The organism is Litchfieldia alkalitelluris (genome assembly GCF_002019645.1).
In the GTDB taxonomy this organism is placed as follows: domain Bacteria; phylum Bacillota; class Bacilli; order Bacillales; family Bacillaceae_L; genus Litchfieldia; species Litchfieldia alkalitelluris.
This window is the reverse complement of the sequence record NZ_KV917374.1, coordinates 5,340,718-5,354,318: the sequence shown is the minus strand read 5'-3', so window position 1 is coordinate 5,354,318 and position 13,601 is coordinate 5,340,718. Positions and strand designations below refer to the sequence as shown.

Genomic DNA, 13,601 nt, shown 5'->3' with positions numbered 1-13,601 from the left:
TTTATCGAACTAGCTCCGGTTCTTTTGCTGTTTCAGGCTTTCCGTCTACAAGAACTGGATTATGATCTTCCTGCCATGGAAGTCCCCATTTGTTTAATTCTTCCATGAATGGATCTGGATCAAATTCCTCAATATTAAATACGCCTGGTTTATTCCACTTTCCAGTCATAATCATCATTGCACCAATCATTGCTGGTACACCAGTTGTATAAGAAATAGCTTGAGAACCAACTTCTTTGTAACACTCTTGATGATCGCATACATTGTAAACATAATATGTTTTATCTTTTCCATCTTTTTTACCTTGGAAGATACAACCGATATTTGTTTTACCAACTGTACGTGGCCCAAGTGATGCTGGGTCTGGTAATACAGCCTTTAAGAATTGAAGAGGAATGATTTGTTTTCCTTCGAATTCAATCGGCTCAATAGAAGTCATTCCAACATTTTCAAGAGCTTTAAGGTGTGTTAAATAGCTTTGACCAAATGTCATAAAGAAACGGATACGCTTAAGTCCTGGAATGTTTACTGCAAGAGATTCTAGTTCTTCATGGTACAGTAAGTACATATCCTTCATACCAACTTCAGCGAAATTATATTCTCGCTTGATTTCCATTGGTGCAGTTTCAATCCACTCGCCATTTTCCCAGTATCTTCCGTTCGCAGAAACCTCACGAATGTTAATCTCAGGATTAAAGTTCGTTGCAAATGGATAACCATGATCCCCACCATTACAGTCAAGAATATCAATATATTCAATTTCATCAAAGTGATGCTTAAGTGCATGTGCAGAGAAAACACCTGTTACACCTGGGTCAAATCCGCTTCCTAATAGAGCTGTAATTCCAGCTTTTTCGAAACGCTCACGGTAATCCCACTGCCATTTATATTCAAATTTTGCTGTATCTTCTGGCTCATAGTTTGCAGTGTCCATGTAATGCGTTTTTGTAGCAAGACAAGCATCCATGATTGTTAAGTCTTGATATGGTAACGCAAGGTTCATTACGATGTCTGGTTTTACCTCTTCAATTAGAGCAATCAATTCATCAACATTATTTGCATCAACTTGTGCAGTTGTAATTTTTGTTTTTCCACCGTCTAACTTAGCTTTCAAGTCATCACATTTTGACTTCGTACGACTTGCAATACAAATTTCCTCAAATACATCACTATTTTGAACACATTTGTGGATAGCTACTGAAGCTACTCCACCACAACCGATAATAAGTGCTTTTCCCATTTCCCTTATCTCCTAACTCTAAATAGATTTTCCTAAACAACCTTGCGAGGTGTATCAACCGTTTTGTTGTTTATAGGAAGAAATAAAATACTCTGAACCCAAAAGAAATTTCAAATAAAAAAGCAAGTGTAAACGCATAGTAGCGCACAACACTTGCTGGAGATATAATTTATCAATATTAAGGACCTTATGTATGACGATTAAGGTCATATTCTATATGTCCTAGCGATTAGGCGTGGACATGTTTATAGAAAGTCTTAAATATTCGAATTATATCTTAATAGGATCAGAGTCTATATAGCAAATAATTACTTTTACTACTCTTATTGACCGTTTCACAAGTTGATGTGCAATTATGCACTGGTTGTAAAGTAACCAACTTATAAAATTTGAGCTTCAAACTCAATCAATAAGGCAACGAAAGGTTGCCAATCGGCATTTGACCCGGCTGTCCGTATGGCCTTTACTCCGGTTAGGAAGTGGTCAAAATTATCTGCTTGGAAAGACCTGATAGAAATAATTGAATATTTGCTTTCCAAAAATAATGCTTCTTAAGAGTAACAACTTATTCTAAAAATATCAATAGTAAAATAAAAAAAATGACAAAATTCGACTAGATTATAGATTAATAGCCTGTTTTGTATGGAAAATCATCCATAATAAGTCCTGTGTCATCAGGGTTTTGTCCATATTATCTTGTTTTTGCATACAGGAGTATCAGCTAATTAAACCTTTGTAAAAGTTTCCTCTTTGTATATTCTTAGTTTAAAAAGGGACGATTTTGCCTGTGTTGTTTGGAAGTCTTGAATAATTGTCTCTATGAATTCTTATTTTTTCATTACTTTAGTCATTAAACCTAGAAGGAAAACAAAGATAACAGCTCCAATGAGAGCAGGGAAAAAAGCAATATCAAAAATTGTTGGTCCAAAATGACCTAATAATTGCCCACCAATCCAAGAACCTAAAATCCCAGCAATTACATTACCAAGTATTCCACCTGGGACATCCTTGCGAAGTAGTAACCCAGCGAACCATCCAATAATTCCTCCCATGATTAAATATAATATCAATTCCACTTCTCACCACTCCCTTATGTTAGATATGTAATTCCATAAAGTCATGAAGTCGTTGTATTCATTGACTTTATTCTATTTAGTGCATGGTTACTTGTTTATTTATATTCCCGTTTAAATTATAGTCAAAACATAAGAAGAGTGAGAACGCAACGTGGTGGCTATTTATAAGGCTTCTAAAAATAAAAAGTATTCTTTAGTGTTTGGTTTACTCTTCAAACCAAACAATTCTAGAAAGAATACTTTTTTTGTTTCTTTAGATCTTTAGTTGTCCTTACCTCATAAGATCTATATTCTATTAGATTGCTTAACAAGAAAAGGGCACGACTAGATCACTAGTTGTGCCCTTTTGGCGGAGATTTCCGATTTTTTTCTAGAAGAACCTTCCCCAATTTTAAAAACTTGAGGGAAGCGCTAGAACCGTCCCTATGCTTCTAAGCGATCATCAAACCAGCCAATAAGGTGTTGTAGACGCTCCAAGCGGTGCTTTGGTTTACCAGAGCGAGAAAGGTCATGGTTTTCGTCTGGGAAGCGGACTAGTTTTGTTTCTACACCTAGACGTTTCAGGGCGATATACCATTGCTCTGCTTGCTCCATTGGACAACGTAAGTCTTGTTCGCTGTGTAGGATAAGTGTTGGTGTTTTTACATCACGAGCATAAGTCAATGGTGAGATCTTTAATAACTTTTCAACATCGTCCCAAAGGTCTGCATGTCCGTGCTGCCATTCAGTGAAGAAGAAACCAATGTCACTAGTCCCGTAGAAGCTATGCCAGTTACAAATACTACGTTGAGTAACTGCAGCTTTGAAACGCTCTGTACGAGTAACAATAACGTTTGTCATATATCCACCATAGCTACCACCAGTTACGAATAATTGGTCAGTGTCGATGTAGTTATAGTTTTCTAGGGCATAATCTACACCTGCCATAATATCTTCATAATCCATTCCACCATAATCACCAATTACTGCATTTACAAATTCATGACCATAGCCATGGCTTCCTCGTGGATTTGTGTAAAGAACAACATACCCTTTTGAAGCCATTAATTGCATTTCATGGTGTAACCCATTTCCGTAAGCTGTTGCTGGTCCACCGTGAATTTCAAGGATCATTGGATATTTTTTACCTTCTTCAAATCCATAAGGCTTCATAACCCATCCTTCAATTTCCCAGCCATCTGTACTTTTGTAATTGAAATTCTCAGGAGTACTTAAGTGAACCTCGTTATATAGTTCTTGATTCCAATCAGTTAGCTGAACAACATTTTCTACATTCGATAAGTCTTGAGTGACTAGGTCTCCAGTAGAAAGTGGTGTTGCAAGAACAAGGACAGCTTGATCATCACTTACTAAATCATAAGATGTAACTGATGCGACAGAAGGAGATAGAGCAGCTGAAACTTTACCGTCTATATCTACTTTAAATAACTGGCAATCTCCGCCAACTGTTGCACTGAAGAAAATGTTAGTACTAGTAGAATCCCAGATTAATTGAAATTCAGCTGTGTCATACTTTGCATCAACACCGACAAGGTTTCCAACAGTATAGTCAAAGCTGTCAGTTAAATTTGTTAATTTAGCAGTTTCTAAAGAAAATAACAGAACATTTGAATTTCCTTGACTTCTTTCACCACGTGTATGACCTGCAACTGCTAGCCACTTACCGTCTGGTGAAATAGAAGGTGACATCAGATATCCGTTACCTTGATAAAAAAGGCTCTCTTCTTTAGACGAGATATCGTATTTCCAAATAGCAGGGAGGTAGCCCCACTCTTTATCTTCTGCTTTTGTGCCAATATAGAACAAGCTTTTGCCGTCTGGAGTGAAACGAGGCTGAGAGAAATCATGCTCTCCTTCAGTTATCTTTGTATATGACTTTGCTTCAATGTCCAATAAATACACGTGCTTACGGTCATCGTTATAAATACCAACTCCATCACCTTTATAACGAAGTCTTGTAATGACCTTTACATCACTTTTTTCTTCTTTTTTCTCATCGTCTTTATCAGAGCTAAGCTTTAATTCTCCAGTTATTGTAAGAGCAAGCTGTTTTCCGTCTGGAGACCAAACAAAATCACCAATTCCTTGTTTTACGTCTGTTAATTGAACAGCTTCACCACCATTAGTATGTAAGAGCCAAACTTGATTTTTGCCTGAACGGTTAGAACGGAAAGCAAGTGTACTTCCATCTGGTGACCATTTTGGCGCAGTATCTTTTACTAAGCTATCTTTTGAATAATGAGAGGTATATTGTCTACCTTCACCTTTTAAATCAGTTAAATAAATATAAGAATAGTAGCCATCTTTTTCTTGATCAACATGTGTTAATACATAAGCAGCTTTGTCTTTGTTAGGAGATACCTTAGGGTCTCCTACAAACTTAAATTTACATAAATCTTCTGCTGTAATAGGACGTTTAGTCATATTAATCCCTCCAATATTAAAACTATAACTCTATCTTAACAGTTCGGAAGTCGAAATAAAATAAAATTATATCGGTATTTTCGCAATTGAAAGAAAAGTTATTGTTTTATATATTTAACCACCATTTCTAATCAAGTTACAACTAATCGTTTACGCCTTATAACTTTTGGTTGATAGTCCTTTGATGATTAATTAGGTTAAGCTTAGGTTATAGGATAGCGCTTTGAATATTTTAGCTGTAAGCGTTTAAGAGGGGTTTTGAATAAAATACCAAGAGGAAAATCTTATATGGGAAGCTGGTTTTAAAGACTTATGAAAAATCAATGTTTTAATCCATATCTACCAAGTTATGAATATATTCCAGATGGAGAGCCTTACGTATTTGGAGATAGGTTATATGTATATGGTTCGCATGATAGATTTAATGGAAAGCTTTTTTGCATGAACAATTATGTTTGCTGGTCTGCTCCTGTTAATGACCTTAGTGATTGGAGATATGAAGGAGTTATCTATAAGAAAAATCAAGATCCGATGAATAAGCTAGGATTATATCAAATGTATGCGCCTGATGTTGCTAAGGGGAAAGATGGACGATATTACTTGTATTATACGGTTATGTTTCAAAGTGTGATATCGGTGGCAGTTTGTGATACACCTGCCGGAACATATGAGTTTTATGGCTATGTAGGTTATCCGGACGGCCGTAAATTATCGAATAGTAGTGGTGATCCGTTTTTATTTGATCCAGGAGTCCTCGTTGATGATGATGGAAGCGTGTATCTTTATTCAGGATTCGCACCTAGAAAAGGGGTGCCAAGGTTTCTGAAGGATGGAAGAAACGGACATTTGAAGGCGGATATGTGATTGAATTAAAGCCTGATATGAAGACGGTTGTTGGTGAGCCTAAGCTGATTTTTCAAAAAGTTGGGAAAGCAGAGGGGACTGGCTTTGAAGGACATGAGTTCTTTGAAGCAAGCTCGATTAGAAAAATTAACGATACCTATTACTTTATCTATTCTTCTATAAACGGTCATGAGCTTTGTTATGCAACAAGTAAAAGTCCCACTGGTGGGTTTGTTTATGGTGGCACCATCATAAGCAATGGAGACTTATACATAAATGGCTGTAGCTCAGATCGAGATGCTTATAATTACATCGGTAACAACCACGGAAGTATTGTTGAAGTTGAAGGTAAATGGTATGTATTCTATCATAGACAAACAAACAGGCATCATTATTCCAGACAAGCTCTTGCGGAACCCATTGAGATAAAAGAGGATGGAAGTATTCCACAGGTAGAACTAACAAGCTCTGGATTAAACAACGGGCCATTAAAAGGGACAGGAGAGTATGAAGCTCGTATTGCTTGTCATCTTATGTCGGCTAATGGTGCAGGTAGGTATGGTGTCTATTTTGGAAACATCACTTTTAAAAATCACCCATACTTTACGCAAAGTGGAAAAGATAGAGAAAATAATCCAACCCAATACATTGCAAATATGAGAGATGGATCAATTGCAGGGTTTAAGTATTTCATGATATCAGATCTTCAGGGAATTTCTGTATGTGTTCGTGGTAACGCATCTGGATATATGTTAGTATCTACAGGCCTATATTCAGAGCCAATTGCAAAAGTTAGAATTGAGCCAAGTAAAGTATTTACGTGTATTAATTCAGGGATAAATATAAAAAATGGGAGACAGGCGCTCTATTTTACTTATAAAGGTTCTGGGAAGTTGGACTTTAAGTCGTTTGTATTAAGTTGATTTTTGTGAGTTGTAGGATTAAATGTCACAACTTTACCGCTTGCTGGTTTGTTAATTAGAGCTGATTTTTATCTGAACTCCAGCTTACTGTTAACAAAATAAGTTGGCAATTGCTTGTCTGCCTTGCCTTTTGCTTGAATTTCATGATGTTTAGTTATACCCTTAAAATTGGAAGTTCTTTATTATTCCTTTTTTGAACATGACAATACATCTATGTGATAAAGAATAGGAGGGCTTTTTTGGATTCACAAGCTGGGATACCATTACATAAAGAAAAGATTTGGACCAGGGATTTTGTGCTGATTTGCATTTCGAATTTCTTCATATTTCTAGGTTTTCAGATGACCTTACCAACGATACCGCTTTTTGTTGAGAAACTGGGCGGAAATGATCAGCTAATTGGTGCAGTTGTTGGGATATTTACTTTTTCTGCTTTATTAGTACGTCCATATGCTGGTCACGCCTTAGAATCAAAGGGCAGAAGGTTTGTGTATCTAACGGGCTTAGTTATTTTTGTTATTGCTGTGGGGTCTTTTGGCTTTCTCCCTACCATAGCCTTTTTGTTTTTTATGAGAGTAATCCAGGGAGTCGGTTGGGGGTTTTCAACCACTGCCTCGGGCACGATTGCTAGTGATATTATTCCTCCAAAACGACGTGGAGAAGGAATGGGTTACTATGGATTGTCTGGAAACATTGCATTAGCTTTTGGTCCATCACTAGGTTTAATCCTAGTAGGGATAATATCTTTTTCACAGTTGTTTATGATTTGTGCAATTTTAGGTCTTGCTGCATTTTTTCTATCTTCACGAATCAATTATAAGCAAGTTTATCTAACACAACAAACAACGACTAAGAGTAAATGGGATATTTATGAAAAAAGTGCACTAGAGCCTGCCATGCTTTTATTCTTTATAACGGTAACGTTTGGAGGGATTGCCTCCTTTTTACCTTTATATACTGCGCAAAAAGGGATAGAGGGAATACAATTGTATTTTCTAGTATTTGCCCTAGCGTTAATGGCATCAAGAACATTTGCAGGTAAAATTTATGACAGAAAAGGCCATCGCGCGGTTTTCATTCCTGGTGCAGTGTGTATTATGGTTGCTATGGTATTATTAGCATGGCTTCCGAACATGACCATTTTAATTTCAGCGGCAATCCTATATGGCATAGGATTTGGGTCTGTTCAGCCTGCACTTCAAGCATGGGCAATTGAAAAATCCCCAAAGCATCGACGTGGAATGGCAACTGCAACCTTTTTCTCCTCCTTTGACCTTGGTGTTGGAATTGGAGCTCTATTGTTTGGGCAGATTGGTCATTTATTCGGGTATCACACAATCTATCAAACCTCAGCTGTTTCTGTTTGCATAGCAATCATTCTTTATATCATTTTATTGTTTAAGCAGAGAAAAACAGTATAAGAAAACTAAAAAGGGACGATTCCGCCTCTTTGAAGGAAGTGAACCGTCCCACTTTTATATCCTTAACATCTCCTTAAAGCATTCTTTCTTTTCCTCAAATTGCTTTTTTCGATGCCCGTTAGCTCCAGATGGATGTGGAAAATCAAATAATATCTTTTGATGGTGAATTCTACCCTCTGAAGTTAAGCAGCGTAAAACCTCGGAAACAGATTTGCCTGCAGGTATGATTATGGCGTCTTTGACCACATTTAACTCCGGTACTAAAATCTCATCAATCATTCGTATAAGTAATGGGTGCTTCAACATAGAGGGATTGGTGCCCGTATAATTTTTCTTTTGGATAAATACAGGATATCTTAGTGTCGAAGAGGAATGTAGGAGATAATTTTTATCCTCATACAGCTCTGCACAGCTCCCAATATTTAAATGTTTGTTCAGTTCAATTCCATCTAGCATTTCGATTAAGTTTTTTCTAATCCCTCTACCTCCAAAGCTTGCTTGTTTTTTAGCATTACATAGCATTTGCTGTCGGTCTTCTGTCTCAATATTTTTCCGGACATAACGATACGCTAATTGCATCTGTGTCCAACCAGGAGTAATACCGAGTATAATCACTTTTGCATTTCTGTTAATAAACTCAAAAGGTGCCCAGTATATTTCTAGCTTATCGTCTTTTACGAATAAAAAATCAGTCGTCATTAATTCTTCTTTTTCATAGGTTTCTTTGAAAGGAAGCTGCAATAGGGCTTGTTCATAATGTTTAAAATAGAACATCACTTTCGCTCCTGTTTTTAGTTATTTGATATCCAGTTAAGTATAGTCATGTTTATTAAGCTGTTTTACTCCGCAAAAGCAAATAAATCGCAGTAATTGGATCTCAACCCTAAGTATTTTCAGGGGTAACTTCTAATTTAATATAAATCCTCCATGGAAATGTGAAAGGGTTTGCTTAATAATGCTTATAATCAGCCGGAGTTTAGATGATTCCAGACTCTTACTTAAGATTCAGTTTAACCTCTATGAATTAGTTGGTATCATATATTTAGAAAAATAAGCGAAAATACGTTACTAATCATCACTATTTTGAGTAGGGAGGTAGTTTCATCATACAACATAGGCAAATGTTAATAAACCAAATGATAAATATGATGAGGGGAATAGATATGAGTGAAAAGAATGCAATTGAGGGCTTAAAAACCCCAAATACAAGATCCAGCTTAAGCACCGATTTTAAAAATATAGGATTAAAAAAAGGAATGGTAGTTATTGTTCATTCTTCATTGAATTCACTAGGATGGGTATGCGGAGGACCGGTTGCTGTCATACAAGCATTAAAAGATGTGGTTGGAGAAGAGGGTACCATTGTGATGCCAACCCAAACTGGAGAAAACTCTGATCCTTCTGTCTGGGGGAACCCTCCTGTACCAGAGGAATGGTGGCCAACCATTCGAGAAGAAATGCCTCCATTTGATCCGGATGTAACACCTACAAGAGAGATGGGAAGAATCGTAGAGACATTTCGAACACATCCAAATGTGAAAAGAAGTCTCCATCCAGCCTATTCTTTTGCTGCGTGGGGAGCACATTCAGACTATATTCTTTCTGAACAACCACTTGAAGCTGGGTTTGGTCATCAATCACCGCTTGCAAAAATCTATGAGTTAGATGGGCACGTTTTGCTGATAGGTGTAGATCACGATAGCAATACATCTCTTCATTTTGCGGAACATGCTGTAAGGGATAGAAGGAAGGTGCAAAAAGGTGCCGCAATTCTGGAAGATGGGCAACGAGTTTGGAAAACGTATGAGGAGATTGAGTATAATGCGGATGTGTTTGCGGAATTAGGAAGCGAATTTGAAAAGGTACACTCATTTAAGAGTGTTATCATTGGTAAAGCAGAATGCAAGCTTATGAGTCAACGGAAGCTTATTGATTTTGGTCGTGAATGGTTAACAAGATAATTTGGTAAAAGCAGTGTTTATCAATAATGGAACACTGCTCTTCTTTTGTTCAGTAATTTATTTTTTTAAACTATTAAAAATAATGTTGTAAAGTTTTATAAGGTTTTGGCGGCATGAAATTGTAAGCTGATATTTACCAATTGGTACTGCAAATGCTTTTTATCAAGCTGGGGTGCATTTCTAAAAAGGGCAGAAAGATGATTCAGATAGTCTTCATATCCTTAATTTAGTAACCTCTGATTGTTTATATTAGGGGAGTTATTCCCGTTAACCTGCATAATTGAGCTCCAATTGTGGATATAAGGGGAGTTTTTCCCGTAAAGGCAGAGTAAAGTGGTCCAGTTACATGTTTTTCGATTAAATAGGTGGAATTTTTCCCTCTATCTAGTCTGTTTTTCGTGCTATTTCCTTAATAAGGGAAATTTCTCCACTTATTTTAGTAGCTTATTTGCTGACTCTTGTTGAAGAGTTGGAAATCGCTAACCGGTGCTTATTTTCGGGTGAAAAATTCTTAGAGCATATATATCTCTAAGGATTTTTCTTTTCTGAGTTACTTCCAAATTGCTTTTTAATTTTTTTGCGAATTTCTATACGAAAAGCCAATGTTGTATCATATCTTATACTACAAAACAAAGCCCGTTAGGTTGACTGTCGTGTGGTTAAGTTGATAATTGTCCCTTCTTGATTTACTCATGGTCAATTACTATTTGAGGCCGTATAAGACTCTTAAAATCAGTAACATATTCTATCACACAGTCGTTATGGTATACTCACTATTGCTGCGTATAGAAGAGTTAAAGTTTTTTGATTAATTATAGTATGATTTTGAAGAATTTCTCCAACGCTAAATGGTCAAGCTGATAGTATAGGGATAATAGGAGGATTATAAAATGACTAATAACGATATATTAATTCGATTAAGATATGCTCTAGATATTAAAAATATTGATATGGTAGAAATATTTAAACTTGGTGGCGTCGAGGTAACAAAGGACGAAATTTTAAAGATACTTACAAAACCAAAAGAAGATTACGATGAAGAAGCAGACTTTGATGAAATCGAGGAAGATGAAAATCATATTAAAGTCAATAATGAAAAGTTTGAGTCTTTTTTGAATGGTTTTATTACCTTTAAAAGAGGAAAGCAAGATCCAAAACCAGGACAGCCTCAAACACCTGCGTTTTCTAATGAGAATGCTAATAATCTTCTATTAAAGAAGCTAAAAATCGCTTTAACACTAACAAGTGAGGATATGCTGGAAATCCTAGAAAAAGCAGGGGTTAGTGTTACTAAAGGTGAATTAAGTGCAATCTTAAGGAAAAAGGGACACAAAAATTATAAAGTGTGCGGCGATCGTTATGCGCGAAATTTCTTAAAAGGACTAGCTCTTAAATATAGAGGGTAACAGATACTTCAGGTGATAAAATGATACATACTTATGCAGGTGAAACGATCCGTTTTGAAATCAACTATAAAAACCGGAAATCGATAGGGATCTATGTTGATGGTTATGGAAACATCGAGGTTAGGGCTCCAAAAGGTACAGCAGATGAAAGTGTGATTAAAGTCTTAGAGGAAAAATGGGAATGGCTCCAAGGAACCTTAAAAGAAATGAAAGATCGGCTGAATGGGCCACAGAAGAAGGTCTATGATCATGGTGAGAGTTTTCTTTATTTAGGAAATTCTTATCCCATTAAGATATATCAAGACCAACATATCCAACATGACCATGTTTTGTTTGAAGGTGATGTGTTGCATATACATGTGAAACAACTAGAAGAAGAAAAAATCAAACAAGCATTAAAGCGATTTTACTATCAGCAATGTAAGGTATTGGTGGAGAAAAGCGCTAGATCATATCAAATCCATTTTAAAATTAAACCACGTTCGATTAAAATCACTGATAATAGTAGAAACTGGGGAACCTGTGACTCTAACTTGCAGTTAACATTTAATTGGAGATTGGCGATGGCTCCACAACAAGTCATTGATTATGTAGTTGTCCATGAAATGTGTCACATGGTTCATTTAAACCATGACAGGTCCTTCTGGCGCCTTGTTGGAAAAATAATGCCGGATTATAAGAACCAAGAACAGTGGTTAGCTTTATCGAACTGGAAAATGACTGTTTAAATGGGTACGGGTTATAATCCAATTTAACCTAATGTTATTTACAAAAAAAAGAAAAATGAGATAATATAGAAAAGTTTGAAGGGGGAAAGTAAGTTTATGGAACCAACTAATTAATATGAATTTTGTAATGAGGATAATTACCTATAAAAAATAGGCTTATTTGTTATGCTCTTTATGGAATGAAGGCAATTAGAAGGTTAACTTACTTTACTACTTTTTGGAATATAACAGTAGGATATTTCATGTTCTTGAAGTATCCCACCAGATTTACTGGTGAGAGAGTTTATGCATAAAATGATGTGCTTTTTTAATGTGCACATTTATGTATAAATCGCTCTAAGCACTTATATTCTTTAAGTATTTAAGACTGTAAGAAGACACCATCTTCTTACAGTCTTTTTTACTAGATAAGAATGTATTAAATTCAACCTAGTTTTGATGTCTAGCTCCAGGCGCCATCGGCTCGGGGTCATAAGCCAATCGCAACGGATAAGCAAAAAGTGCCTTCTAAGATGAATTCAAAGAATTCATCCTAGTCAGCGCTCGTCTTATGCCTGTCGCCGATAGGCGGCGCCTTACGCTTTTCTTATTTAAAATTAAATAGTAATGAAGTTTTCCTTATGCTGTCCATAAATGCGTAACTAAAATTATGGATGAAAGAAGGAAATGATATGTTAGAAATGAAGCTAAATGGCATAAAAAAATATATGGAAGCTACACTTGTCGTTAATAATATCAGCTTTGAAGCTTATGAAGGAGATAGGATTGGAATCGTAGGTGCGAACGGTAGTGGAAAGAGTACAGTTCTTAAGTTGATTGCTGGAATTGAGCCAATGAATTACTATCCTGGATATCCGCAAACATCGAGTTATGGTTATGATGAAAAGAAGCGACTTCAAAAAAGTGAAGCATCTGTCTGGAGGAGAGAAAATTAGATTAAAACTGGCTATAATGCTATTTCAAGATATCAACTTATTAATACTTGATGAACCAACTAATCATCTTGATATTGATTCAATTGAAACCCTTGAAGAGGCTCTGGAAGATTTCAAAGGAACGATTTTCTTCATTTCCCATGATCGGTACTTTATTAATAAAATTGGTGAAAGAATCATTGCATTAGAGAATCATTCCTTAAAAAGCTACCCCGGTAACTATGATGATTACAACAGTGAAAAAGAAAAGGTACGTTTACTCAAAGTCAATGAAGAACCTGTAAAAACGGAGAAGATAAAAAAGCAAAAGTGTCAGTCAGCTGATATGGAGAAGGAAGAAGCAAAGGCATTAAGTAGAATTGAAAAGCTAGAGGTAGAAATACAAGAGTTAGACAAAGCCATGGTTTCAGAGCAGTTGGAATATACAGATCTCAACAAGCTCTACTGTAGAAAGATAGAGTTAAATAAAGAAGTAGAGACTGTTATGGAAAAGTGGATGGATTTAAATAATTAATGTTGAATGGTAAAACTGAGGTGGTTTTTTAAGGTTCCAAAGTGGAAACAAAAGAACCGCCTTTTTTCGCCAAAAATTTACATATAACATATGGTAATAGTAATAACCCTAGTATATAGTAAGGATTAAG

At 36.0% G+C, this 13,601-nt stretch carries 12 protein-coding genes; 8 read left to right on the top strand and 4 right to left on the bottom strand.

What is annotated here, in order from left to right; genetic code table 11:
- Position 1: 1 nt before the first annotated feature.
- The 3 genes from BK579_RS24870 to BK579_RS24860 all read right to left on the bottom strand — a co-directional run bounded on the left by BK579_RS24870 (position 2) and on the right by BK579_RS24860 (position 4,740).
- Positions 2 to 1,240 carry a saccharopine dehydrogenase family protein gene (locus tag BK579_RS24870; RefSeq protein WP_078550179.1) on the bottom strand — a complete coding sequence of 413 codons (1,239 nt, stop codon included), beginning with the start codon at positions 1,238 to 1,240 and terminating at the stop codon, positions 2 to 4.
- Between the two features lie 827 nt (positions 1,241 to 2,067).
- Entirely contained in the window at positions 2,068 to 2,316 is a 249-nt protein-coding gene (locus BK579_RS24865; RefSeq protein WP_139365160.1) for a GlsB/YeaQ/YmgE family stress response membrane protein, read from the bottom strand.
- Positions 2,317 to 2,739: 423 nt separating this feature from the next.
- Entirely contained in the window at positions 2,740 to 4,740 is a 2,001-nt protein-coding gene (locus tag BK579_RS24860) for a S9 family peptidase (RefSeq protein WP_078550177.1), read from the bottom strand.
- Positions 4,741 to 5,052: 312 nt separating this feature from the next.
- On the opposite strand from BK579_RS24860, the gene BK579_RS26870 reads away from it, so the two are divergent.
- The 3 genes from BK579_RS26870 (at position 5,053) to BK579_RS24850 (ending at position 7,927) form a co-directional block, all read left to right on the top strand.
- Entirely contained in the window at positions 5,053 to 5,604 is a 552-nt protein-coding gene (locus BK579_RS26870; RefSeq protein WP_204524764.1) for a family 43 glycosylhydrolase, read from the top strand.
- The gene (locus BK579_RS26195; RefSeq protein ID WP_204524763.1) at positions 5,601 to 6,506 is read left to right on the top strand and encodes a family 43 glycosylhydrolase; all 906 of its coding nucleotides are present in this window, start codon (positions 5,601 to 5,603) and stop codon (positions 6,504 to 6,506) included. The genes BK579_RS26870 and BK579_RS26195 overlap by 4 nt, the downstream gene beginning before the upstream one ends.
- Before the next feature lie 239 nt (positions 6,507 to 6,745).
- Positions 6,746 to 7,927: an MFS transporter gene (locus tag BK579_RS24850; protein WP_235848537.1), complete on the top strand. Its 1,182-nt coding sequence runs from the start codon at positions 6,746 to 6,748 to the stop codon at positions 7,925 to 7,927.
- A 54-nt stretch (positions 7,928 to 7,981) separates the two neighbouring features.
- Here the strand turns inward: BK579_RS24850 and BK579_RS24845 are convergent, their stop codons facing one another.
- Complete coding sequence (locus BK579_RS24845) at positions 7,982 to 8,701, bottom strand: uracil-DNA glycosylase family protein (RefSeq protein ID WP_078550172.1); 720 nt, start codon at positions 8,699 to 8,701, stop codon at positions 7,982 to 7,984.
- A gap of 389 nt (positions 8,702 to 9,090) precedes the next feature.
- On the opposite strand from BK579_RS24845, the gene BK579_RS24840 reads away from it, so the two are divergent.
- The 5 genes from BK579_RS24840 to BK579_RS24820 all read left to right on the top strand — a co-directional run bounded on the left by BK579_RS24840 (position 9,091) and on the right by BK579_RS24820 (position 13,471).
- Positions 9,091 to 9,888 carry an AAC(3) family N-acetyltransferase gene (locus tag BK579_RS24840; RefSeq protein ID WP_078550171.1) on the top strand — a complete coding sequence of 266 codons (798 nt, stop codon included), beginning with the start codon at positions 9,091 to 9,093 and terminating at the stop codon, positions 9,886 to 9,888.
- Positions 9,889 to 10,778: 890 nt separating this feature from the next.
- On the top strand, positions 10,779 to 11,294 hold the full coding sequence (locus BK579_RS24835) for a YehS family protein (protein WP_078550169.1): 516 nt from the start codon (positions 10,779 to 10,781) through the stop codon (positions 11,292 to 11,294).
- Between the two features lie 20 nt (positions 11,295 to 11,314).
- A complete protein-coding gene (locus BK579_RS24830) occupies positions 11,315 to 12,022 on the top strand; it encodes a M48 family metallopeptidase (protein WP_078550167.1) in 708 nt (235 codons plus the stop codon).
- Positions 12,023 to 12,693: 671 nt separating this feature from the next.
- Positions 12,694 to 12,957, top strand: a complete 264-nt coding sequence (locus BK579_RS24825) for an ATP-binding cassette domain-containing protein (protein ID WP_169891256.1) — start codon at positions 12,694 to 12,696, stop codon at positions 12,955 to 12,957.
- Between the two features lie 16 nt (positions 12,958 to 12,973).
- The gene (locus BK579_RS24820; RefSeq protein WP_235848536.1) at positions 12,974 to 13,471 is read left to right on the top strand and encodes an ATP-binding cassette domain-containing protein; all 498 of its coding nucleotides are present in this window, start codon (positions 12,974 to 12,976) and stop codon (positions 13,469 to 13,471) included.
- The last annotated feature ends 130 nt before the right edge of the window (positions 13,472 to 13,601 follow it).